Source organism: Pedobacter cryoconitis (assembly GCF_014200605.1).
Taxonomy (GTDB): Bacteria; Bacteroidota; Bacteroidia; order Sphingobacteriales; family Sphingobacteriaceae; genus Pedobacter; species Pedobacter cryoconitis_B.
On sequence record NZ_JACHCE010000003.1, the window covers coordinates 190832 to 217544 of the forward strand.

At 40.8% G+C, this 26713-nt stretch carries 15 protein-coding genes; 3 read left to right on the forward strand and 12 right to left on the reverse strand.

The features are described from left to right. Positions 1 to 996 carry a PorP/SprF family type IX secretion system membrane protein gene (locus HDE68_RS11650; protein WP_183882074.1) on the reverse strand — a complete coding sequence of 332 codons (996 nt, stop codon included), beginning with the start codon at positions 994 to 996 and terminating at the stop codon, positions 1 to 3. Positions 997 to 1025: 29 nt separating this feature from the next. Then, positions 1026 to 11987 (reverse strand): putative Ig domain-containing protein, encoded by a 10962-nt coding sequence (locus HDE68_RS11655; RefSeq protein WP_183882076.1) that lies wholly within the window; start codon positions 11985 to 11987, stop codon positions 1026 to 1028. Between the two features lie 334 nt (positions 11988 to 12321). Here HDE68_RS11655 and HDE68_RS11660 point away from each other — a divergent pair, with 334 nt between their 5' ends. Next, entirely contained in the window at positions 12322 to 14832 is a 2511-nt protein-coding gene (locus HDE68_RS11660) for a hypothetical protein (protein WP_183882078.1), read from the forward strand. Positions 14833 to 14908: 76 nt separating this feature from the next. Here the strand turns inward: HDE68_RS11660 and HDE68_RS11665 are convergent, their stop codons facing one another. The 5 genes from HDE68_RS11665 to HDE68_RS11685 form a co-directional block, all read right to left on the reverse strand. Further along, a complete protein-coding gene (locus HDE68_RS11665; protein WP_183882080.1) occupies positions 14909 to 16516 on the reverse strand; it encodes a S8 family peptidase in 1608 nt (535 codons plus the stop codon). A gap of 223 nt (positions 16517 to 16739) precedes the next feature. Further along, a complete protein-coding gene (cobA, locus tag HDE68_RS11670; RefSeq protein WP_183882082.1) occupies positions 16740 to 17531 on the reverse strand; it encodes a uroporphyrinogen-III C-methyltransferase in 792 nt (263 codons plus the stop codon). A gap of 87 nt (positions 17532 to 17618) precedes the next feature. Beyond that, the gene (locus tag HDE68_RS11675) at positions 17619 to 18056 is read right to left on the reverse strand and encodes an RrF2 family transcriptional regulator (RefSeq protein ID WP_183882083.1); all 438 of its coding nucleotides are present in this window, start codon (positions 18054 to 18056) and stop codon (positions 17619 to 17621) included. A gap of 50 nt (positions 18057 to 18106) precedes the next feature. Further along, positions 18107 to 19333, reverse strand: coding sequence for a sterol desaturase family protein (locus HDE68_RS11680; protein ID WP_183882085.1), 1227 nt, complete (start codon positions 19331 to 19333; stop codon positions 18107 to 18109). 68 nt (positions 19334 to 19401) lie between these two features. Then, positions 19402 to 19647, reverse strand: a complete 246-nt coding sequence (locus HDE68_RS11685) for a hypothetical protein (protein WP_183882087.1) — start codon at positions 19645 to 19647, stop codon at positions 19402 to 19404. 232 nt (positions 19648 to 19879) lie between these two features. Between HDE68_RS11685 and HDE68_RS11690 the strand changes: the two genes are divergently transcribed. Continuing rightward, the gene (locus HDE68_RS11690) at positions 19880 to 20281 is read left to right on the forward strand and encodes a hypothetical protein (protein ID WP_183882089.1); all 402 of its coding nucleotides are present in this window, start codon (positions 19880 to 19882) and stop codon (positions 20279 to 20281) included. Positions 20282 to 20376: 95 nt separating this feature from the next. Continuing rightward, on the forward strand, positions 20377 to 21705 hold the full coding sequence (locus HDE68_RS11695; RefSeq protein WP_183882091.1) for a sigma-54-dependent transcriptional regulator: 1329 nt from the start codon (positions 20377 to 20379) through the stop codon (positions 21703 to 21705). A 1-nt stretch (position 21706) separates the two neighbouring features. On the opposite strand, the gene HDE68_RS11700 is transcribed toward HDE68_RS11695, so the two are convergent. From HDE68_RS11700 to HDE68_RS11720, 5 genes are read right to left on the reverse strand one after another with little or no spacing between them, the layout of a single operon-like run. Beyond that, entirely contained in the window at positions 21707 to 24220 is a 2514-nt protein-coding gene (locus HDE68_RS11700) for a hybrid sensor histidine kinase/response regulator (RefSeq protein ID WP_183882093.1), read from the reverse strand. Between the two features lie 50 nt (positions 24221 to 24270). Then, positions 24271 to 24870, reverse strand: coding sequence for an alpha-ketoglutarate-dependent dioxygenase AlkB family protein (locus HDE68_RS11705; RefSeq protein ID WP_183882095.1), 600 nt, complete (start codon positions 24868 to 24870; stop codon positions 24271 to 24273). After that, positions 24840 to 25094, reverse strand: coding sequence for an Ada metal-binding domain-containing protein (locus HDE68_RS11710; RefSeq protein WP_183882097.1), 255 nt, complete (start codon positions 25092 to 25094; stop codon positions 24840 to 24842). Before HDE68_RS11710 ends, HDE68_RS11705 begins: the two co-directional genes overlap by 31 nt. A 1-nt stretch (position 25095) precedes the next feature. After that, positions 25096 to 25809 (reverse strand): 2OG-Fe(II) oxygenase, encoded by a 714-nt coding sequence (locus HDE68_RS11715; protein WP_183882099.1) that lies wholly within the window; start codon positions 25807 to 25809, stop codon positions 25096 to 25098. A gap of 1 nt (position 25810) precedes the next feature. Then, on the reverse strand, positions 25811 to 26659 hold the full coding sequence (locus HDE68_RS11720) for a bifunctional helix-turn-helix domain-containing protein/methylated-DNA--[protein]-cysteine S-methyltransferase (RefSeq protein WP_183882101.1): 849 nt from the start codon (positions 26657 to 26659) through the stop codon (positions 25811 to 25813). Positions 26660 to 26713 lie beyond the last annotated feature (54 nt).

Genomic DNA, 26713 nt, shown 5'->3' on the forward strand with positions numbered 1-26713 from the left:
TTATAATCGTGGACAAAAGAAGTTAGGACCAGAAATCCCCTTACGGCTGGTAAAGGATATGGATAATTCCAGTCCGCCTTTACTGCCTGTTGCACGGTTAAGCCCTGAGGTATTAAAATCATAACTCACTCCGAAAGCCATATTCTTCAAATGCAGCCCGAAAAAAGCTATTGCAGCATCATCAAAACGATAATTAGATCCAAACATCAGATCTGCTTCCGGATTGACATAAAATTGTCCATAGGCCCCTACCGAAGTTTCATGCGCATTTCCCTGTTTCATATAAAGACCGTTAGGCGTGATGTCAAACACATCGTTTACTTTAATACGCGCACCACCATGTACAGTATATCTGATTGGAATCCTGACATCATTTCCAAGAAAACGGTCAATTGGCCTGGTCAGGTGATTTGCTGCTGCCCCACCAAAAACGTTAACACGTTTATCCCCGCTTCCATCGAAATACATGACCCCGAAATTGACATCAGGGACAAGCGTATTACTCGAAGTAAAGTTTTCATTAAAAGGCAAACCCGGGTCATATCCCGTTCCAGGATTAAACTGGTTACCCAGCGTAACTTTCGAAGGATCGAAACTCTTGTTCAGGATACCTGCCTGCAAACCAAAATTAATCATATTCAAACCTGCTCTCCCAAAACGGATCCGGTAAGCTGCCGAAGCTAAAGCATTCAGGTAATTATAACTCACATCCCCCGCATTCTGATTCAGGATCATTCCACCAAAAGCCAGGTTTTTAGTAGGCGCCATATCAAAGGAGGCGCCTGCTGTAAGATAAGAATGAGAAACGGACCCCCATTGTTGTTTTGCATTTACTGATACTCTGTAATCTCCGTCGATTACGCCTGTTAAAGCCGGGTTAAGCCAGAGCGGATTGGCATAGTATTGTGAAAAGTGAGGATCGATCTGTGCACTAACCCTCGAAGCTCCCGTAATGCACAACAAGCCCAAGACGATGATTTTTGATAGTTTCTTCATGTTATTAATATTTCAGGTTAATGTGTGTCTTATCTTAATATTGTAATTGTTCCTTTTCTCTTAACTGTAGAACCGTCTGTCATTACGAGTTCAACATAGTAGACATATACCCCATTTGGCTGTATCTGTCCTCTGTATGAACCATCCCATCCTACTTGCTGCTGCAGTGATTCAAAGATGAATTGTCCCCACTGGTTATAAACCTGCAATTTCAGTTTTGAAATTCCAGTTCCATAAACATAGAAGATGTCATTTCTTCCATCCCCATTTGGCGTGAACGTATTCGGGATAAAGACATCATTAGGTACTAGTCCATCCGTTGCCGTACCTGTAACACTTCCTGCAGCACTGGTCTGACAGCTTGTGTTTCCTTTTGCCCTTACCATCAGTTTTACCATGGTATTTGCCTGAAGGCCTGTGATCAGATGTGTAGTACCCGCAGCTCCCGAACTTGGATTTACCCAGGTGGTACCGCCATCAGTTGATACTTCGTAAGCTGTTGCTCCAGGGACATCGTTCCAGCCAAACGTTATACTGCTCAGTGTACTTGATTTCACAGTCACCACAGGTGATGCAAGCGCAGTGGCTACAGTAACATTTACCGGGATTCTACCGCTGGTAGCCGTTCCTGAAATTGCCTCCACATAGTAAATCGTTGTCGCAGTTATCGCCGGAGTCTGGAAGGCTGGCCCTGTAAAGAGTATTGCCCCTCCTGTCGGTGTACTGTACCAGTTATAGGTAACACCTGCAATTACATTGGTTACTGTTAAAGTAACAGGCGTTCCTCCGCAACTTACTGCATCTCCTACTGCTGATGCCGGGACGTTAACGACCACCACATAATCATTGGCTGCTGTTAGTCCGTTTCCATCAGTTACAGTTACGGTCACTGTGAAAGTTCCTCCAAGTGTCGGTGTCCCTGAAATTGTTCTGGTTGCCGGATCAAATCTTAATCCCGGAGGCAGATTGTTAGCCACATAGGTAAATGGTGCTGTTCCTCCAATTACCGCAGGTAAGGTTTGTGGTACATATGCCGTACCTACCTGTCCGTTTGGCAAGGTTGCTGGCGGCAATGAGATTTGCGTACCACTGCCTACTGCAAGTGTAAATACAGCTGTTGCATTACATCCTTTGCTATCGGTAGCTACTATAGAGAAGGTATAATTTCCGGTAGCTGCTGGTGTTCCGGTCAGCTGACCTGCAGGCGACAAGGTTAAACCTGCAGGAAGAGTGCTTCCTGATGCCACCGAGTAGGTATATCCCGGTGTACCACCTGTTGCAGAACCGATCTGCGCAGAATAAGTAGTTGTTGTAGATGCACCTGCCAATGCTGCTCCGTTGAAAACCAATGCCGGATTGACAGTTAAGGTAACAACTTTGGCAGTGGCCGGTGAACTTTCACAAGTATTAGGTCCTTGTACAGTTACATAATAAGTGATGTTTGCTGTAACCGCAGGGATATTATAGACCGCACCGGTAAATACAAGACTGGTCAATGCCGGATCTGTATACCATTTGAATACAGGGCTGGTTACTGTAGCACTGCTGGCGGTTAAAATAACCCCTGACCCTGCACATACTACTGAAGGCACACCTGCAACACTGATATCTGCTGCTGTAGCCGGAGTTCCAATATTTACATTTACTGCCACTCTGTTGCTGGTTGTTCCGGCAAACCCTTCTGCATAATAGGTGGTGCTGGCTGTAATTGCCGGTGTCTGGAAGCTTGTACCTGTAAAGATCGGCGCTCCTCCTATAGCACTGGTATACCAGTTATAAGTAACCCCGGCTATTGGATTTGAAACTGTTAAAGTAACTCTTGAACCGCCGCAGCTTGATCCGTCAGCAACTACTGGTGCTGGCACGGTCACTGTAACCGGATAGTTACCTGTTGCTGTTGAACCGTTTGCATCAGTTACAGTTACTATAACGGTGAAGGTTCCTCCTAGTGTTGGTGTTCCTGAAATTGTTCTGTCTGCAGGGTTAAAGTTGAGTCCCGGAGGTACACCTATAGCCGTATAGGTATAAGGTGCTGTTCCGCCAATTACCGCAGGTAAAGTTTGTACCGGATAAACCGTACCTACTTGCCCGTCTGGCAGGATTGCCGGAGGTAAAACCAGAACTGCTATTGCCCCAATATTTAAAGTGAACTGCGCAGTAGCACTACAGCCTTTACTATCTGTTGCAGTAATTGAAAAGGTATAATTACCAGTTGCTAATGGCAATCCACTGATCAATCCTGAGTTAGATAAAATTAAGCCTGCTGGTAAAGTACTGCCACTGGCCAGTGCATAGGTATAAGGTGCTGTGCCCCCGGTAGCAGCGTTCAGCTGTGTATTGTAAGGACTAATGGTAGAGCCATTGGTTAATGCGCCGCCCGCAAAGTTCAACTGAGGATTTACATTCAGTGCAACCACTTTTGCGGTAGCTGCTGAACTTTCGCAGGTACCTGGTCCCTGTACCGTTAAATAATAGGTTGTATTTGCTGTAAGTACAGGAGTAGTAAAGACTGCACCTGTGTAAACACGGTTTGTTAAAGCGGCATCAGTGTACCAGTTAAATGTTGGATTACTTACTGTTGCACTGCTTGCAGTCAGCGTAGCTGTTGAGCCTCCGCATACCACAGAAGGTATACCTGCCACACTTACATCTGCAGCCGAAGCAGGAGATTTCAGGCTGACATTTACGGCCACCCTTATACTGCTTACTCCTGCAACTCCTTCTACATAATAGGTCGTATTAGCTGTGATTACAGGGGTTTGGAAAACTGTTCCTGTAAATATTGATGCTCCGCCTGATGCCTGGTTGTACCAGTTATAGGTAACTCCGGTAATTACATTTGAAACGGTCAGTGTAGCACTGCTTCCACCGCAATTTGATCCATCAGCAACAACTGGTGCCGGTACTATAACTCTAAGCTGATAATTAGCTGAAGCAGTTGAATTGTTACCATCAGTTACTGTCATCGTAGCAGTAAAGAGCCCGCCTATAGCTGGTGTTCCCGAAATATTTCTGGTTGCAGGATCAAAGTTCAGCCCTGCTGGCAGTCCCGTTAAACTATAAGTATAAGGGGCGCTTCCACCGATTGCAGCTGGTAAAGTCTGCACTGTATAAATTGTTCCAACTATTCCGTCAGGCAGGGTTGCTGCCGGCAATGATAAAACAGAACTAGTACCAATATTTAAGGTAAACATACCTACAGCACTACATCCTTTACTATCTGTAACTATAATAGAGAAAGTATAATTTCCTGCTGCTGTTGGTGTTCCGCTAATCAGTCCTGAAGGAGACAATGATAAACCTGCTGGTAAATTACTTCCTGCTGCCAGCGCGTAGCTATAAGCAGGTGTACCTCCGGTAGCAGGGTTAAGTTGTACACTATAAGGGTTAACTGTAGATCCATTACTTAATGCTGTACCTGTAAAGCTCAATTGAGGATTTACATTCAACACAACTACTGAAGCTGTTCCCGCAACATTCGGACATTTATTTAATCCTTGTACAGTTACATAATAAGTAGTATTAGCAGTTAATACTGGTGTAGAGAATACCGCACCTGTAAAGACCGCATTTGTTAATGCAGCATCACTATACCAGGTAAATACCGGATTATTGACAGTCAGACTGCTTGCAGTTAAGCTTGTACCTGATCCTGCACATACCACTGCCGGCACACCGTTCACACTGATATCTGCAGCAGTTGCTGGCGGATTAATAGTCAATGTCACAACTTTCGCATCAGCAGAATTTGCACATTTGTTACTTCCACTAACAGTTACATAATATTGTGTAGTCACTGTTGATCCCGGAGTATTAAATACGGCCCCGGTATAGACCACATTAATTAAAGCTGCTTCTTTATACCAGGTAAATACAGGATTGGTTACTGTAGTTGTACTCGCTGTTAAAATAACCGGAGTTCCTGCACAAAGACTTGCTGGTATACCACTAATTGTAATATCTGCCGATGACGCCGGCGGGTTCACTGTTAAAGTAACCACATTAGCTGTTCCCGGTTCATTTGCACATCTGTTATCTGCTTTTACAGTTACGTAGTAAGTAGTAGTTGCAGTAACAGAAGCGATATTAAAGGTTGGCCCGGTAAATACTGCATTAGTTAAAGCAGCATCACTATACCAGGTAAATACTGGATTTGGCAATGCACTGGTGGCAGTTAACACTGCACTGGTTCCTGCACAGAATGGATTTGCTGCACCAGAAACGGTGATATCACCTGCAGTTGCAGGAGGATTAATTGTAATTGATATTTTAGTTCTTGCTGATGTACTCACACAAGAATTACCATTTACGGCTTCTACATAGTAATCAGTAGTTCCGGTAGTAAGCGTTGCCGGAGTGGTAAAGCTATTGGTGTTCGAAGCAACCGGAGTTCCACCTGTTAAACTGGTGTACCAGTTATAGCTGACACCCGCAACCTGATCTACTGATAAGGTAACCGGAGTATTCAGACAGGTCGTTACCGGATTGCCTGTAGCTGGTACAGGAGCCGGAGCAGAACCGTTAATTGTCACAGTTACATTTGTTCCCACAGGGCTTGCACAACCATTACGGTTTGCTTTTACAAAATAAACATGGGTTCCTGCCACTAAATTAGCAGGTGTTGTATAGGTAGCTGTGTTTGCAGCCACAATTGCGGTTGGATTTGCCGAATCATACCAGTTATAGGTTAATCCCGCTACCGGATTGCTGACTGCAAGCGTAGCTGAACTACCTTCACATGCTGAAACATTAGCAGAAACAACAGTTGGAGAAGCAATAATCCGCTGCGCGTAATTCAGGTTGATAGAAGTAAGCAAACCTACCAGACCAGAATTAAGTTTCAATTGTACAGCATCGAATACTTTAGCTGGCGTAAACTGAACAGTTGCATCTTTATTACCTGTTCCTATATTTAAGTTAAGTGCCGGATCTGAGATAAAGGTTTCATCATTATTACTGATACCGTTATTATAGGTAGTTACTGAAATACTATTGGCAACGCCTAAAGTAAGCAGTGCACCAGTCTGGGTCAGGCCAAGTTTTACCTGATCCCCAATAACCGAAGAACCTGTGAACCCTACAGTCTGCTGAACGCTGGCAGCACCTAATCCAATTGGAATGAAGAGCGAAGAACTGGTGTTAATGTCATCATCAATTGCAAAACCCGGATTAGCTACGCTTGGTAATAAAGCTGAGCCTCCGGCTGTATGGGTTTCGGTCACTGCAGCTTCACAAGGAACTGAGCCTGGATTTGGTGTAACCGTATTTACGGTCACAACTACCGAAGCAGTACCTGAAATACATGTACCTAATGCACCCTGTGCAGTTACATAGAAAGTTGTAGTGGCAGTCAATGGATCTGTAATGAAAGTTCCATTTGCGCCATTAGTTAATGTTGATATTGGAGTTGCACCTGGCGTAGCCGGATCAACAAGATACCAGCTATAGGTTAAACCTGTAGTTGATGAATTAGCAACAAGAGATGCTTTTTCACCAGAATTAATAGTGACTGCCGGTGGAGTAAGCACTGGTGGGGTAAGCGAGCCAACAACAATAGAAACTGTAGCTTGTGCAGAAACGACGCCGCAAGCGTTAACAGCTTCTACAGCATATATTACATTAGCTGTAACCACATCATTGAATACTGCCCCTTTTTGAACAGGGTTTAAGACACCAGCTTTATACCAGTTATAAGTAACCCCGGCTTGCGGATTTTGTACTTTTAGCGATACGCCTGAACCCACACAGGTATTTTCTGTTGGAGATAGTAATTGCGGTACTGCAGGTGCAGGTGTTACAGTTACGTTCACCTGAGTCCTTGAACTTCCGCAGCCTCCTCTTGAAGCTTCCACAAAGAATTTAGTATCAGCAGTAATTGCTGGTGTTGTAAAAGTAGCACCGTCATTACCCAGATAGTTGCCCGAAGCATCGTACCATTTATAAATTATACCTGGCTGCGGAGCAGGCACAGATAAAGTTGCTGTCGCATTTAAACAAGCGGTTACATTAGCAGAAGCTACTACCGGAGCTACTGCAGTTCTTTTTGCATAGTTGAAATTGATTGCAGTTAATGCACCTAAAAGACCTGAATTCAATTTAACTTCTACACCGTCAAACTGGGCGGCAGGAACAAAAGTAAGCAGGGCCTGAGATCCTCCGCTTAATAGCTGAAGATTAATCAGAGGATTGTTTACCGCAACTCCGTCATTATTACTTACTGTACCTTTATAAGTAGTTACAGTCACACTTGGTAAAAGTGCAAGTGATAAAACCTGGGCTGGTGAAGTCAATAGCACACGCACTGTATCACCCACATTTGATAAACCAGCAAAATTAACCTGCTGAAATACATTTGAACCTATACCTACCGGAATAGATAAAGTTGATGCTGTTACCTGATCGCCATCAATAGCCAGGGCCGGATTATCTACTCTGGCCAACAGGGAGATTAAACCTCCAACGCCATGTGTTTCACTAACCGGGCCTTCACATCCAACTGGCACTGGTGTTCCGGTTGGGTTTACGGTAATCGTTTGCTGAACGCGCACTGAAGAAGCACATCCTGTTACTGTTGAAACAGCATCCAGATAGAAAGTTGTAGTTGCTGTAAGTGGTGGAGTTACATAAACAGCTCCTGTAAATACAGGCGTAACTGCATTTTGTGAGGTATACCAGTTAAAGGTAACGTTGGTTTCTGTCGATGAACCTGTCAGAATTGCACTCTCTCCCTGGTTCACTGTAGTTGCCGAAGCAGTAATCTGTGGAGTAGCCGGACGTGGATTAATTGTAATGTTTGCTGCTGTACGCGTTGCAGAAACACAACTGCCATTCGAAGCTTCCAGATAATAGGTGGTATTTGCAGTAAGTGCTGGTGTAGTGAAAACTGTACCGGTAAATACTGATGTACCTCCTGTAGCGGCAGTAAACCAGTTATAGGTTACTCCTGCTACCGGAGAGTCAACTGATAAGGTGGCTGGTGAACCTGAACAGACAGGAACTACTGCTGCCAGTACTGGTGGCGCAAGCGCAGTAGTCACTGTTACTGTTACAGGAACACGAGTTGGATTTGCACAGCCGGCTTTACTCACTTCTATATAATAAATCGTAGTTGCAGTTAAAACAGGTGTAGTGAAAGTAGTATTGGCAGATAAAATAGTTCCTCCGGTTGCTGCACTGTACCAGGTAATTGTAGTTCCGGTAACTGGTGTAACTTTCAGGGTCGCTGTCGATCCTGAACAGATACTTTGATTGCCAGCATTAATAGTTGGATTTGGGGCAATAACATTTGCACCATAAATATTCAGGTTAGTTAGTGCAGTAAGCAAAGCATTTACTTTAACTTCTACCCTGTCATAAACACCACCGGCTGCAACTGTTGCTGTAAACCTGTTTCCGGTGATCAGTCTTAAGCCAAGTAAATTTCCATTCAATGGATAACTGCTTACTACTGTCGTGCCATTCATAACGCTTACGGTTATACCACCTAAAGCAGTTAAGTCCAATAAGCCGGTAGGTGTTTCCAGATCAACACTGATACTATCGGTTGCAGCACCCGGATTTTGGAAAATTAAACGCTGATATCCTGTAGTCCCTATACCCACTGGCAGAGAGATACGTGTAAAATTGGTCAGATCAGCATCTGTAGAATAACCAGGATTCTGAATCGTACAGGCCACACAAAGTAAGCCCCCTGTAATACCGCTTTCTTGTTTTGTAGCAGCATAGCAATTAGGGTTAACTGTTCCGTTAATCACAGTTACAGTTACTGGTATCCTGGTTAGGCTCATACAGCCTGAGCTGTTTGTTGTTCCTGCATAATAAGTAGTATTGGCACTCAGTGCAGGCGTGGTAAAGCTTACACCTGAACCCAGCTCAATACCGCCAGTTGCTGCCCCATACCATTTAATGGTAGAGCCAGATGCTGCAGAAGCCTGAAGTGTCGCTGTTTGTCCGGCACTTATTGTTACATTATTAATGGCTACAACAGGCAGATCCGGTACCGGGTTTACGGTTACTGTAACCGGCACACGTGCACTTACTGCGGTTCCTGAAACTGCTTCAGCATAATATGTGGTTGTCACAGTTAATGCTGGTGTTGTAAAAGTAGTTCCGCTTGCAATCGGTGTATTGCCTGTAGAAGAATAGAAATTATAAGTTGTATTTGCCTGGCTGTTATCAATCACTAAAGTTGCTGTGTTTCCACTGCAAATAGTCATTCCGGCAATTGAAGGTGCATCCACAGTAATATTGAGCGCATAGTCAGTACTTGTGCTGTTTCCTGCATTGTCAGTAACCTTCATCGTTACAGTATAATTACCGCCGGATGTTGGGTTTCCTGAGATGACCCTGGTTGCAGCGTTGAATGATAATCCCGGAGGCAGGTTAATTGCAGAATAAGTATAAGGGCCAGTGCCGCCACTTACTGCCGGCAGCGCTGGCGAAGTATAAGCTGTGCCTACTTTTCCATTTGCCAGTGTAGCGGTAGGTAAAGTAAGCGCTCCCGCAACTTTTAGCGTATATGGGACAGTGATTGTTCCGTTTCCGCTATCAGTTACTTTGATGGATAGCGTGAAAGTACCAGACTGTGTGGGTGTTCCTGAAATGGTCCTGGTTACAGGATCAAATATCAGTCCCGGAGGCAGGTTTGTACCTATATAAGTATAGGGTCCGGTTCCTCCTGTTGCTGCAGGAATAACCTGAGCAGGATAAACAACATTTACCGCTCCGTCTGGCAAGACTACATTTGCCAGTGCCAAAGGATCTTTAACTACAATCGTATAGTTTAAGGTCGTTGTATTCCCTTCGTCATCTGTTACCGTAACAGGGAAAGTAAAAGTTCCTGTTTGTGTTGGTGTTCCTGTGATTGCTCTGGTAGCCGGGTTAAAGCTTAATCCCGGAGGCAGATTAGTAGCCACATAAGTATTCACACCGCTTCCGCCTGTCGCTGCAGGAATAACCTGAGCAGGATATGGAGTTCCGGTAGTACCATCCGATAAAACAGAGGCCGTTAATACCAGCGGGCTTCTAACTATAATCGTATAGGTAGTTGTCGCAGTATTTCCGTCTGCATCAGCAATGGTTACCGGGATCGGATAGGTCCCGGCTGTAGTCGGTGTTCCGGTCAGCACACCCGTAGCCGGATTCAGTATAACCCCGGGAGGCAAATTAGTTGCTGTATAGGTATAGGGTGTACTGCCGCCTGAAGGTGCCGGTAAGGTAGTGGAAGGATAAACTTTATTAACTGTACCATTCGGTAAAGTTCCCCCTGGCAAAGTTAAGGTTCCTGTAATCGTTAAAGTATGTGTTGCTGTAGCCGTACAACCTCCGGCATCGGTAGCTACCACACCAAAAGTTCCTGCCGCAACTGCTGTTGTTGGTGTTCCGCTAATCAAACCGGCCGGAGTCAAAGTCAAACCTGCTGGTAATGTACTTCCCGCAGCTAATGCATAAGTATAGGCTGGTGTACCGCTGGTTGCGGGATTAAGTTGTTTGGAATAAACTTTACCAACTGTACCATTACTAAGCGGAGTTGCCGTAAACAATAAGGTTGGATTCACGGTAACTACCACACTGTCCATATCAGACTCTGCGGTACAACCTGTTAACTGCGCTGCTACATAATAGGTATAAACGCCGGCGGTAAGGCCAGTTTCTGAAACAGTATTACCAGTCACTCCTGTGATCGCCGTTTTTGTACCATTAGCTCCTATCTTTTTATAAAAATTATAAGTATAAGTGGCATTAGGGCTTTGCGGAGCTAAGGTCAGGGTACTGCCGCCACATAACGTTTGTGCATTGCCGGTTATATTTGTAAATAATGGTTTAGGCACGGTACGCTGTGCCTCGTTAATATTAAGGCCACCTGCCAGAATATTTCCTCCTATTGCCAACCCATTATCTAAAGAGACTCTGATCCGGTCAAAGGGGACTCCCGGAGTAAAAAAGACGGGAAATGGTCTATTATTTGAAAACAACCCGAGTAAATCAAGATTGATAAGATTACTTATGGATATAGGTGTACCTATTGCTGTATTGCCATTGAATGCCTGTACTGTAATTGTTTTCAGCACATTCACAGTAAGCAGTGAACCACCTTGTGATAAAATAACTTTAGCCACGTCTCCCGAACCAGACAGTCCATTTAAATAAATAGTCTGCGAAACAGAAGATCCCAGGGTAACCAATCCGGCTTGTAATTGCGAAGAGGTGTTGATGTTACCATCAATGGCATTTTGAGGATTAGTGACTAAACTGGTCAGTGAAACATTTAAACCTGTAGCAGCGACACTGGTAAATATAGAAGTACCGCAATTATCAGCACTATAATTGAATGCCGGATATACATTCATATTAATTGAACTGCCAAGACTGATTGAAAGTGCATTACTTCTTACTCTTAACCTGATGCGGACAGAATTATAGGCAGCAGCTGAAGTAACAGCAAAATAAGTTTTTCCGGCTGCGTCTGTAACGACAGTAGCCGACACATTTGCTGCGGGTACAATAGTACCATCACTGCTGGCCGTTGCACCGTTATAAGCGTCAATCTGAACAATTTTTCTTGTAAAGAGCCCGGTAAGATCTCCTACAATTCCTAACAGATCTAGATTCAGGCCATTATTGGTAGGCTGATCAAAACCAATATATGTTGTTTTGCCTGCCGCCAGCGGGCTGCCATATTTCAACTGTATATAGGCTTCCCCTTCGTAACCTAATCCGAGCAGACTAAAATATCGGGCGTTCAGTGTTGCCGGAGCTCCCGGAGGCTGCAAAATTGCATTGCCCGGATTATCAATCGACGCTACATTACCCGGATTGGAATTTGGAGTCTCCGATCCAATGTTATAACTGGCAATTCCTGTTGAAGGCGTTACCAGTGCGTAGTTTTTAGTTTGTGCATACGATCGTGTATTAAATAGCGTTATAGCTAAAATACTTACGAGAAGACAGAGGTAATTTTTAAGAATTCGGGGAGTAGAAGTATATTTCATACCGGCAGTTTTAGAGGTTAACTTTAATAGTTACGGCAATTTTAAGTAAAGCGGACTTCTAAACTCGCGTTCAAATCATTCATTTGAAAAAAGGGAAATGAACAGTGCATTCCGTTCATTTTGTTCAATTTTTGATTTCTAAATCAGAAAATTTCTAACATCTGCCTTAAAACACATTCTAAATGCATTTATCTATTTAAAGGATAATTTCCTGCTTTTTTTATTTAAATGCTTTCTGTTCATTTATCACGTATATGTGTATATTCGGTTACTATTGGTGTCTAGCTAGCTTTTTTACCTAAAATCGAATAATACAATAGAAAAAAACGGATCTATGGAATACAGTCACCGGCTGAACGAACTTAAAAGCTTGATTCTCTTAAAATGCGGTATTCGATTTATTACACCTGCTGATTGTAAGAGAATCTCAATTGAGATTAGTAAGCATCTTAACAAGAACGTTAGTGAAACAACTATTAAAAGGTTATTTGGTTTCGCTGTTGTTAAACATAAATTTTCTACGTTCACCCTCACCACTCTCGCTGAATACGTTGACATCGCAACAATTGATATCAACGATATGCCACTATTATCTGGTCCTACAGACGAATGGAAAAGTCTAAAGGACAAAGCAGATAAGATTACACAATTCACCTTAAAAACTATCAGGAACAGGTCTGGTATTCCTTATGATATTACAATCAGCCGGAAATTTGCAGAGTATGATTTTGATGAGTTTTATGCTGGTGATTATATTTTTAGCAGTGTAATTTCACAACCTGGTTATGGGAAAACAATTTTACTCAGCCATCTGGCCGAAGACTTGTTTTATAAACAGGATGCCGCTTATAAAAACTCTACTGTTTTGTTCGTCCAGGCTTATAATTTCTTTAATAAAGATCAGGCAGATCTTAATATGGAAGACCAGCTCAAACTCCAGCTGCAAATTGACTCCCATGAGAACACGCTTGAATATATTAATGATATACAAGCAGCACATGGCGGCAAATTCATCATTATGTTAGATGGATTTGCAGAACTGATCTTGAAAAAAGATGACAAAAATCGCTTGTTTGATAATATTATTAATCTGATTTGTTCTCTGGAAGATTTCAAGAACATCAAATTAATGATGAGCTTACGTTCTACTACATGGATGAGATTTTATGAACGCATCCGCCATTCGTCCTTTCTAAAGTCTAAATGGTTTCCCGGCAATTATTTTAATCTGCACGAATTATCTAATGTTCCTCCCCTTACAGAGAAAGAAGTAGATATTATCATCTCCAAAATAAATTACCTGGATAACAAAGAAATTAATCCAAGGCTCAAAGCGCAGTTAAAATTCCCGCTTCATATCCAGTTATATTACCAGCTCAAAGAAGAGGACCCGGATTTTAACTATTATACGAACATTACTTTTTATGAACTTGTTTCCCGTTTCATCCAGGAAAAAATCTACCGCTCAAATTATTATACAGAGAAAATACTCTTCCTTAAAAAAATCATCCAGCTCACGGAGTATGGAAAACAAACCAATGCAGTAGAAAAGGACAGTCTTCTTTCAGAACTCTCTGCTTTCAGAAATGCCTATATGGAGCTGCTTGCTGATGGTATTTTAATGGAAGAAAAGCGAACTGAAAATGCACATCCAAAAGAATATGTGCGCTTCTTGCATCCGCATATGTTTGAATACTTTCTATTTGTTGAAATACTGGAGAAATTCCACCTGCAGGTGAACATGGATTTCTTTACTTATATCAATACGGAATATGAATCTAACCAGGTACGTTTTCAACTCTTGCAATGGACTACACGCTTCCTGATTAAAACAGGTAATTTCCATGAACTGAAATCTGTCTTCAAACTGAATCTCAATAGCTTTGAAACTAATTACCTGATCCTGTTCATGGCCGAGGAGATTAAATACAGATCAAAGTTTAATCCGGATATTATCAGGGTGCTGGACGAAAACCAATTCCATGAAATTATTATCTCCAAACTGATCAATTTTGATTTTATAGATTCCTGTTATAAAGAAGCTGTTGCAGCCCTGATTGATATTGCAAGTAATGATGATCACTTACTGGTCTATAATTCTATATTAGGTGTCCTTGAAGTCATTAAACTTGACAAACCAGCTATCAAGGCCCGGATTAAAAGCATCAGTACGCTGAACACAGCCGACTGGATGGTAAACCCTGTAGAGGCGCTGGAGATCATCTATGCTAAGATCAATGCAGAACAACCAGTAAAAAAAAACTTACTTGGTCATATCGAGAGCCTAAAAAATGGAGATAATCCGTTTGGGGTTAAACCAGAGCATCATATAGATCCCAGGCAAGGCATTTCATACCTCCTGATTTTATATGTTAACCTGTTTACCGGAGATGCTGCATCAGGACATGAAGTAATTTCGAACATCGTCAAACTTCATCCAAGAGAATTTGCAAAAAAAACGACTTTCACTATTTATATTCTGGCGGTTTATGGAATGTACACTTCCAGGAGCGGGCCCGATAAAAAAACAGATCAGATAGAAAATATCATAGTTTATCTGTCTAACAGGAATTGCACTAATTTTGCCAAGTACCAGGAAGTGATTTTATTAATGTTCCAGGCACAACAGTATTATAACAAGAAAGAGTATGAGATTGCTATTCATCATACCAAAGAATGTCTTTTAATGTTTAGAAGAAATAATGTGCTGTTAAATGCCATGTTCATGTTTAACCTGCTGATTAAAATCTATACAGATCTGAAAGAATATGACCTGGTTAATGAATACAAATATGAAAAACTTTGTCTGTTAGATGAAAATCAGGTGTCAAGACAACTTTTTTAAATCAACATTATAAAAAGGCGGGTTGTATCTTTAAGAGATACAACCCGCCTTTTTATAATGTCATACTGAATAAACCTTATTTATAATCAGCAGCCAGTTTTAATGCGTTATAAGCATTTACAATTCCACCTGTGATACAAAGATCTGCAAAAGGTACAGATTTAGGTGTTTCACCATCTTCGCCAGTTACATCTACGTTATGGTTCACTTTCACAACTGATTTCAGGATAATATCCTTAACCTGTACAGCAGTTAATTTTGGATAATATTCTCTGATCAGTGCTGCAATACCTGCAACTACAGGGGATGCCATACTTGTACCGTCATAAGCTTCATATTTTGAACCAGGCACTGTTGAGTAAATTTTCACACCAGGTGCAAATACATCTACTGTAGTTTTACCATAATTAGAGAAATCTGCTTTCAGGGTTTTATCGTCTGCAGATCCCGAAGCACCTACTACGATATAAGAATCAGCAATCCCGCCGTCTTCATATTTACGGTCCGGGAAGCTTTTAACCACATCCAGGTTTTTATTGTCATTACCAGCAGCCTGAATGATAAGAACGTCTTTAGACATTGCATATTTAACAGCTTCATCAACAGTCTTTTTATCCCATGAATAAGCTTTACCAAAACTCATGTTCAGTACCTTTGCTCCATTCTCAACGGCATAACGGATCGCATTGGCAACATCTTTATCACGCTCATCACCATCTGGTACACTACGGACACCCATGATTTTCACATTATCTGCAACTCCTTTAATACCAATAGTATTGGTACGGTCTGCAGCTATAATTCCTGATACGTGCGTTCCATGACTTGCATCAGGACCTGTTACATCATTATTTCCATAATTTCTTTGCTTACTGTCCGCATAGTTATCACCAACAAACTCAGCTCTGGGATCAAAATCGAGATTTAAATTATAAGCCAGCTGATCCTGATAATGCTCCAGTCCTTTAACAATCTGTGATTTATAGAAAGCTTCGTAAGTAGAGTTCTGTAATTGAGCAATCATTATATTTTTCAAACGGCCCTCTATATCTGATCCGGGTGCATAATTTTGAAAATCAGCAAGAGTTGGATTTTCTTTACCCATGGACTTCACCATTGCATCCAGTGCCATTTTTAACCCTCCGATATTGGCAACCGCATTTTTTGCTTCATTGGTTTGTTTATCAAAATCAGCCTGCTCTTTTTGATAAGCTTCAAAAGCAGGTAAATCAGCAGGTTTAACCGTTTGGGCAGTTACTCCGTCAAACCTGGCTTTATCTCTGCGCAGCACACGCGTAAGTTCTAATGCTTCGTGACTTACCGAACCTTTTGCCGAACCAATAAAGTTCCATCCATTGACATCATCAATATATCCGTTCTTATCATCATCTTTTCCATTACCAGCGATTTCCTTCTTATTTACCCAGATCACGCTTAAAAGGTCTTCATGTTTGATATCAACACCACCATCAAGAACTCCAACTATAACCGGTTTAGATTTCTTACCTTTTAATAATTCTTTATATGCTTTTTCTGTACTAACCCCGAAAACAGAGTCCGTTTTTAAATCCAGGTTATGCCAGTTATCCTTTTGAGCTTGTGCAAATGAGCTGAAACCCAACCCTGCTATAAATACGGCACTAAAAATTCCCCGCAATACAACTCTGCTTCTTAATATATTCATATGTGTTAATTAAATTATACTATAAACGTTAATAATGATAAATAGTTATGCCTTTAATCTATTTAATTGTCGATTTAAGAGCCAATTCAAAGGTAACGGTTTACAAACTATTACAAATCAAAAAACCAGGTATTTCTCCTGGCTTTCTATTATAAACTCATAAGATTTTTATTTAACACAAATGATCGTTTACGATTTTAACTATAAATAACTGGAATTATTATTAAGATTCAGCAAGCATATGGTAGAAGTCCCTGATTCTGGCAAAAGCCGGATGTAAGGAAACTACATCACCAAAAATCAATAAAGCAGGAGATGAAACCTTATGTTCTTCAACCAGCTCTGCAATAGTTTCGACCACGCCAACTACTGTTTTCTCATCATGGGCCGAGCCGTTTTCAATAAAAGCAACAGGCAATCTTTCTTTACCTTCTGCTATAAAAATAGCTGCAATTTCTCTGATACGCTCAATTCCCATTAAAACTACAACGGTAGCCTTTGATTTGGCAGCGCCTTTTAAATCAGAAGAAAGCTCCCCTTTGGAATTAACACCCGAAAGAACCCAGAAACTTTCACTCATATTCCCATAAATCATTGGGATCTTCTGCAAGCCGGGAACGCCGATAGCACTTGATATACCCGGTACGATTTCAGTCTTTATACTATAAGATTCTGCAAAGTTGATTTCTTCGAAGCCTTTCGCAAATACAAATGGATCACCGCTTTTAAGTCTTACAACATGACCATAATTCAAAGCATAATCAATCATTAACTTATTTACGGCATCCTGTGAGAATGACTCTCCGTCAGATTGTCCTCCCACAAAGATTTTGATGGCATGTTCAGGAGCATGATTGAGCAATGCTCCATTGACTAAGGCGTCATATAAAACAACATCGGCAGTGTGAAGTGCCTTTACTCCTTTTAAACTAATTAAATCAGGATCTCCCGGGCCGGCTCCTACTAAAGTAATACGGGATTCCTGGATGCTGTTTTTTATTTTATTTAAAATCATAACCGGCTATTTTAAAGGTTTATATATCTGTTGATAAACAAATATAATAAAGTCTATTCAAATAGTCGTCTTTTTTTTATGATAAAATTAATAAAGCAGTTCTCCGCTATTTTCACGGGCAATTACATCGGCAACAGAGGTCTTTGAAAGTACTTCCAGGGTCGCATCTCTAACATCAATAAATGTTTTTCTGATCCCGCAGGTTTTCTCATCATGACACTCGTCACATTTACGGTAAAACTTTAAGCTTGCACAAGGAACCATAGCGATAGGTCCGTCTGTTATTCTCAAAATGTCTACCAGATATATATCCGCAGCATTCTTGTTCAGACTATAACCACCACCTGCTCCCTTCTTACTGTACAAATATCCTGCATTACGCAAATCCAATAATATCTGTTCCAGAAATTTTCTGGGTATCATCTCCTGTTCTGCCAACCTTACGATTTGCATCGGAGGATTCTCTACGTTCTTGCCTAAAGCCACCAGTGCTTTAATGGCATATTTTGTTTTCTTAGACAACATATTAAATACAAAGCTAAGAAAAGATTTAGGTATTGATAAATGTGACGAATTTAATATATTGTTTCGTCCTTTAATATATAACGGTAATATAATCTGCTAACCTGAAAAACACGTTCCAGGATAATCATCACTACCGCAGGCAGTAAAATCCATTCAAAGATGCCAGCTTTCCAGAAGATATAACTCAATAGCAGAATTAACCGGATACACTCCAGCTCATATATATATTTACGCTGTTCCATCAGCGCACCGCAATTAATCAGTGTCAAGAGTATAGTTACTGCAATGAAAAGCTTATCGGCCGGCCCAAGCACAGGAAACCATGCGGTAAAACCAGTCAGCATCAAAATAGAAAAAATGACCTGAGCATTGAGATAATTCCTGACTTTAAACTGAGGATTATCTCTTCGCCCTGACATTAAAAATTTCTTTTCCAGCGCAGGCCGGATATCCTGATCTAACAAAGCAGGGCTCCCAAAAATAATCCGGCATTTTTGTTTAAAGCCTTTTACACGACGGCAGGCCTCTATAATTTCCAGATAATAATGAAAATGCTGCCATAAAAAGCTATAGCTTTTTAGCGGGTGTGTCAATCCATAACTTGGCTTTTCTTCTTCGGGCTGAAAGGTCCCGAAAAGCTTATCCCAGAAAGTAAAAACATCCCCATAATTTTTATCCAGATATTTTTCGTCACTGGCATGATGAATACCATGCAGGGACGGAGTGATCAGCACCTGTTCAAGCCAGCCTAGTTTACCGATTAATTGGGTATGGGTAAAAAATGAATAAGCCCCATGTACTAATAAAATAGTAAAAACCATAACCGGAGGAAAACCGATTAAAGGCAGAACCGCATAAAAGATATTTCGGATTAAGGCCTGAATAGTGGTGATCCGGGCAGAGACCGTCAGATTGAATTCTTCACTTTGGTGATGGACAATGTGAGCAGCCCATAAAAAATTTATTTCGTGCCCCAGCCTATGGTACCAATACCATAACAGATCTGTTGCCAGCATCAGAATAATATATACCCACCAGGTATTGGGGATATGAATAAGGGCATAATTTGTATATATCCAGTCAAAAACCTGGTAAAAACCAACAGTAACAAAAAGGTTGATTAAACGTTCTGCTATCCCAATACTCACATTAGCTACCGAGCTTTCATGTTTAAAGTAGTGTTCTTTCTTTTTCCTTTTAGCCAGTTTATACTCTAAAAGCAAAAAGATAAAGAATACAGGTATAATGAAAGCAAGGTAGTTTATGGGTAACTTCATATCAGGCATTTTTGATTTAATCTTTCAAAAATACCTTTATTAAATAAAGACTACTAATTTTATAGTCTTTATTTAATAAACTCTTCAAAGAAGTTACCCGGGGCCTCCTGATCAATAGACTCCTCATTTTTTATTGTGGCTATCAGCGCAACCAGTTTCTTTTCCAGTCTTTCGTATTCTGCTCTGTGCTGCTCGGCTTTATCAGAAGAAAAATCATTGTCATCAACTAAGGTTGAGATTTTCGCCTGTAAATACAGGTTATAAGTTTCAGCAGTCTTTTTAGCCAGCATATCCAGCATTTCTTTATAGGTCATAACAGTTCTGATTAAGTTTTCTCAGCAAATAACACCCGGCAGATCGATTTGTTCTGCCAGATATGCTGTAAATCAGGGCAGAGTGTAGAGAAAGTCAACACGTTTATTTTTGGCTAAAAATCATAAATCACTCTAAAAAAGCCAATTACTTGTTTTCTGGCACGCTGGCACCATTTTGAAACCTAACTAAACAGAATTAGTCAATTAGAATTTTAAATTAAAATAAACAATTATGAGAAATTTCATTTTATCAGCAGCAGTTATAGCAATCGCAGGAGTATCAACAGTTAAAGCAAATGAAATTAAAAATCCAATTGATAGTGCAGCTTATACAGCCACATTGGATAGTGCAGCAACTTTAGTAAAAACAGACAGTGCTTCTTATACAATGAAAAAAGACAGCGCAGCTTATTCAGTAAGACAAGACGATGGTGCTAAAGTACCGGTTAAACTGGAAGAATTACCAGAACCAGTAAAAGCTACTTTAAAAGCAGATGCTTATAAAGACTGGACACCAACAGGAGCATTTTTAGTTACAAATGCAGATAAATCAACTTATTACCAGGTTGACGTTAAAAAAGACGAGAAAGTTGCCTTCTTAAAAGTAGGTGCTGACGGTGTTGTTCAACAATAGTCATTACACACAAATAAAATATAAATAATATAAAAGCCGGAAGTTCTCCGGCTTTTGTATTTTTGCCTGTATATTCAAAAGAGAAGCGGATACTTATGGCGAAAATACTTATTATTGAAGATGATCTAACTTTCTCACAGTTGTTAGAAGGCTTTCTTAAAAAGCATGGCCACGAGCCATATGTGGTCCATGATGTTAAAAGTACTTTCAAAATCATCACACAACACAATTTTGAACTATTCCTGATTGATTATCGTCTTCCTGATGGAACAGGACTGGATGTCCTGGCTCATTTAAGGGAAAACGGTTCAAACTATCCGGTCGTGATCATGACCAGCTTTAATGATGTACGAACAGCTGTAAAATCAATTCAGCTTGGTGCAATGGACTATATTACCAAACCAGTTAACCCTGATGAACTGTTAATGATTATCGGAGGTGCGCTGGGTAAAAAAGTTGAAAATAATCAAACGGCTTCTGTTGAACATGAAGATTTTATCAAAGGAAAAAGCGCAACAGCCGATAAACTATATGGACATATAGACCTGGTTGCCCCTACTGATATGTCTGTCATTATACAGGGCGAAAGCGGAACTGGTAAAGAATATGCTGCCCGTACGCTTCATACCCAAAGTAAAAGAAACACTAAACCCTTTGTCGCAATTGACTGCGGTGCGCTTTCTAAAGATTTAGCCGCAAGCGAATTATTTGGCCATGTCAAAGGTGCCTTCACCGGTGCTGTTAATGACAAAAAAGGACAATTTGAAGCTGCTGAGGGTGGCACCCTATTTTTGGATGAAGTAGGTAACCTGAGCTATGAGGTACAGGTTAAACTATTAAGGGCCCTGCAGGAACGCGTTATTCAACCATTAGGCAGTACGAAGAAAATCTCTGTAAATGTGCGCATCATTACAGCTACAAACGACGATTTATTAACCAGTATACAAAATGGTGAATTTCGTGAGGACCTTTATCACCGTTTAAATGAGTTTAAAATTCTTCTGCCTGCTTTACGTGAACGGGGTAAAGATCTTGAACTTTTCATTGACCATTTTATTAAACTTTCTAATGCTGAGCTTGACAGAAATGTTCAAAAGCTGTCTGCACCTGTTAAAGATCTTCTTTTACAATACGATTGGCCTGGTAACCTGAGAGAGCTGAAAAATGTGATTAAAAGAATGGTCCTGCTTACTCCCGGGGATACCGCTGGTATTGAATCACTACCTGATGAAATGATCCTGGCTATTAAACAAACGCCTAAACCTGGCGGCTCGGACCTGAAGGCTATTAATGAAAGTAATGAGAAAAGCCTGATCATGGAGACACTGATTAAGGTAAAATACAATAAATCAAAAGCTGCAAAATTGCTTAATATAGACAGAAAAACGCTTTACAGTAAAATGGAGCGCTATGAGATTGAGTAGATCAGTTAATTTTCTGATCTACCAACTGCATCAATAAGCTGAGTTTTTTGATTAGAAGCGTCAGCTTTTCCTGATGTACAGCATCAATTTCCTGTATTTCAGCAAGCTCTATTTCCATTTTCCTGAATTCTGCAGCCAGTTGTCCCGAACCCATTTGTGCGGTTCTTCCTGCTATCCGGTGAACAATTAACCTCGCCAGTGGCTGATCGTTTGTGCTCATACTTTGCTGCAATTCAACCATATCATGCTGACAGTCTTCTTTAAACCGGTTCAGAATTTTCAGTAACAGCTCCTCATCTCCAAAAGTCATCTTTTCTACCATCGCAGTATCTAAAGCGATGTCAGAGAAATCATCAGTTTCAGTGATTTCTTTCTGGTCCGCTGGTTTTGTACTGCTAAAAACAGCCAGCAGGTCATTTTCACGGAACGGTTTCATAATTAATCCGTCAAATCCTTGTTTTAAGACCGATTCCAGCTCTTCAGGGAGTACCTGGGCAGTCATTGCATAGATCTTTACATCCGATGGGATCTTAGCCTTCATCCGTCTGCAAAGCTCCGCACCTGAAATCTCTGGCATACGCATATCCATCAGGATATATTTAACTTTAGGGTCCCAGGCCGCAGCCAGTAAATCTGCAGGTGAATTGAAACATAAATGATCAATATGTTTCTTCGTGAAAATAATCTGGCACAAATCCAGAATTAACTGGTCGTCGTCTACTACCCAAACCTTATCTTTAACATATACTTTTTCACTGATCAATGGAATATGTTGTTCTCCAACCGGCGCAGCAGCAATCCCAAAGGTTAGATAAACAGTAAAAGTACTTCCTTCTCCCGGCTTACTCTTCACATAAATACGACCGTCCTGGTTTTCTACCAATGATTTAATAATAGTCAGTCCAAGCCCTGCACCTGCTTTATTAATCACTTCTTTATCGGCCGAATCAATCTGCTCAAATTCATTAAAAACCCGGTTACTTTCTTCTTCCGTCAAACCAATTCCTGTATCTTTTACCATAAAAGTAAAGTGCAGGTTATCGGATTGCCGCTTGTAAAAAACACTCAGCAATACCTGACCGGTTTGTGTAAACTTAATCGCATTGCTCAACAGGTTATATAAAATCTGTTTAAGCCTGAAAGCATCTCCCATTACAAAATCAACACCATGCAGCTCCATTTCTGTCTGCATTTCAAGTTTTTTCTGCTCTGCCTGAGGCTTCATGATCGTAATCACTTCTTCCAGAAGCTCACTAATATTAAACGGTTTTTGCTGGAAAGTGAATTTACCTGATATGATCCGGTTATAATCAAGAATTTCATTTACGATCTGCAATAAATGTTCTGAAGAATGATAGATTGCATCTATATCTTTTAATTTAGGATGCTCCTGATGTCTGATAATTTCAGCATAACCGATAATAGATTGCAAAGGTGTCCTTATTTCATGGCTCATATTGGACAGGAACCGCTGTTTGGCCATACCATGGTACTCAGCCTCATCTCTCGCTGCTTCCAGTTCTTTCCTGTAGAGATTACTTTTAGTAATATCTGTCAGAATCAGGTATAATAATACCACAGTCAACAGGAAAAAGCCAATCATAATAAAGCTGATCCTTGTAATCCCCGTATTGACAACTGCTTTAGCTTCTACCCCATTCTGCTCGATCTGTGTAACGACCTCACTTTCTACTTTTCTTAAAATATCAAGCATCTGACGGATAAGCACTTCATTTGCACTGGCAAGCGTGGCCTCCCTGTCCAGAAAACGGGCACTTTTTAACTGTTGTTCTTTGGCTATGCTTCGCAATGATTTCTCTAAACCTTTTGCAATTACGGTCTCTCCGGCTAAAGCAATCGTATCCCTTTTTATCTTTTCTTCATTGGTCACCTGGTAAGACTTGTCCTCTTCTTCCTTTTTCTTACTGAACAAACGGTTAAAAAAGCCTTTACGCTGTTTCGACTCATCTACCGGAAGTATGGTCACCGTAGAAGTCTTTTTTTCAGTAGTCACAATAGTACTATCCTGCTGCTGCGGCCCTTTATTGACCATTTCATTCAGCTTTTGAACCTCCTGGGTAAATGATTTATTATTAACCAGTCCTTCTCTGACTTTCAGGTAATTGATGAACTGTTTATCTCTTTGAACCAATAGCTTTTCTATTGATTTTATTCTGTTTAGCTGAACAGAATCCGTACTATACATTCCTCCTAAAGAATCAAGCATTCCCCTGAGCTGACCGGACTGTTTAAAGAAGTTACCGTAATTTCCCGGAGAATTAAAGGCCAGGTTTCTTTGCTGCTGGTCCAGGCTGGCTACTTTTCTGGAAACCTTATTCACCAGTCGTAATTTGGCATTAGGTGTTGATATTGTATCTACGGTATTCAGCATTTCATCAAAAGCAATCTTACTAACTCCCCATGCTAAAAAAAGGGCAAAAAAGGCAAGTACGAAACCGATTATAATTTTGCCTTTAGCATCACTCAGAAAACTTTTACGGGAAACATCTGTCATTTGCTGGTTTTGATAATATCCGTAAAGATAACAATGATCAAAAGAATTTGTTACACGATTGTCCTGAAGGTTAAGTTTATCCTTGGACGGGCAACCTTAGTTGTTTTGGGTAAAGCGTGTAACCAATGGCTTTGCGTCGCTCCTTTCATCACCAGTAAACTCCCATTTTCCAACAGTACCGACAGTGCTTGTTTCGTGCTTTTGTGCTTAAAGGCAAATTTGCGTTCAGCACCAAAACTTAAAGAAGCAATGGTGGTATTCCTCCCCAGTGATTTTTCATCATCACTGTGCCATGCCATCCCTTCATTGCCATCATGATATAAATTAAGCAGACAGGAATTAAATTGAGTACCGCTCAACTGCTCTACCACCTGTTTCAGGGCCAGCAAATCTTCAGTCCATAACAAGGCATGTTTGGTGGTATTAGAGTAAGTATAGGCATATTCAGCATCCCCATACCAGGCTACTTTCCTTTTAGTGTTGATATGTTTCCCGAAAATAATTGCTTCATCATTCTTCCAGACGATATCTTCTAACAGCCGCTGTAAATAATAAGCAAGCCTGCCGGAACTGATTACCTGCCCGTAATAAATCACTTCCCCGTCATAGGGCAATAAGTTTAAAGGCTTTTCTGTACTGAATAAATCCATTCTTTATATAAATTTCTTTTACAATTTCCGCATGGGCGGAACCCGTTAGAGACCGCTTCTTTTTCATCTGTAAAAAAGACCCTGTTTACCCGCTTCATCCTTTTTCCGCTTTTACAGTTCAGACATCCGTAGATTTTCAGTTTTTCATTTCCACCGATGGTGATTATACCCTTTCTGATTAATTTTCTGAGGTCTTGATCACTGGTTAATATATGCCTGATCATCTTAAGTTAATGCATCATGAAATATAATGCCTACGGCATAACGTTCACCCTGATGTACTTCACTGACACCATGTTTCATCTTCATCTGATAGTATCCTTTACTGCCTTTTGCAGGTCTGAAATTAGTAGTAAACATCAGCATATCACCTTTACGCGGTTTCAATACAATTGCTTTAGACTGCGCCCTTGGATTTTGCTGAGTTAGCACAAACTCACCCCCGTCATAATCTTCTCCAGGTTCATTTAAGAATAAAACCAATTGAATTGGAAAGTAAAGATCTCCATAAAGATCCTGATGTAAAGTATTATATCCCCCCTGTCCATATTTCAAAATAAGTACGGTTGCTTTAGTTTGCCCCTGCTGTTCACAAAGATTCAGCAGTTCTTCATGTACAAGGGGATACTGATTATCTATTTGGAGAACCCTCATCCAGGTATTCGCTATTGGTGCAAGGCGGGGATAGATTTGTGTTCTGATGGACTGAATCAATGCAGGCAATGGATAATTGAAATATTTATATTCTCCAAGACCAAAACGATATCTTTCCATGACAACGGTTTTACGATAGCCCTCCGGATTCTGATAATTATGGATCAGCGCTGAACAATCTGCTGCTGTCAGGATATTTTCAATAATAGCATAACCTTTATCATGCATACTTTCTGTTACCTGCTGCCAGTCAGCGGCATTTATTTTTTCATCAATTGTCTTCATCTTATCCTTCTTTAGCTGTCATTGCCGCTTCCCATCCAATTATAGCCGTTTTACGGGTACTGCCCCAATGATAACCACCAAAAGCACCTGTTGACTGAATAATACGGTGACAAGGAATTAAAAAAGCAACCGGGTTAGCCCCTATTGCTGTACCGACAGCTCTTGAAGCAGTTGGCATACCTATATTTTTAGCTACAGCTCCATAAGTAGTTAACTGACCTGCCGGGATCTTCAATAAGGTTTCCCATACTTTCAACTGGAAGTCTGTTCCTTTTAAATGCAGCTTAATTTCACTGATCTTTTCCCAGTCATGTGTAAATATGTAAAGGGCATTTTGCTGAATCGCGTCAGCAATCTGTTTATAGGCAGCGTTGGGGAATTTAGTTTTCAGAACATCCAGTCCGGTTGCTGCATCATCAGCAAAAGCGATATGACAAATTCCTTTGGATGTAGAGGCCACAAGGATATTTCCAAAAGGGGTTTCAGCAAAACTATAGTTGATCACCAGGTTCTCTCCACCATTTTTATATTCCCCGGGCGTCATCCCTTCGATATTAACAAATAAGTCATGTAACCTGCTGGTTCCTGAAAGACCAGTTTCGAATGCAGTTTCAAAAAGTGTTGCCTGATTTTCTTTCAGCATCTTTTTGGCATGTTCTATAGTCAGATACTGTAGAAATTTTTTAGGGCTTACGCCTGCCCATTCTGTAAATAACCGCTGAAAATGAAAAGGGCTTAGATTTATTTTTTCAGCTACTTCTTCCAGACCGGGCTGTGTTTTAAAGTTGCCATTGAGATAACTGATTGCTTCGGCAATACGGCTATAATTAGTTTCTTCCTGTGCTTTCATTGCTTCTGTAATTGATTTGACTCTACAAAAATAGAGACCGGAATAAGCTTTAAC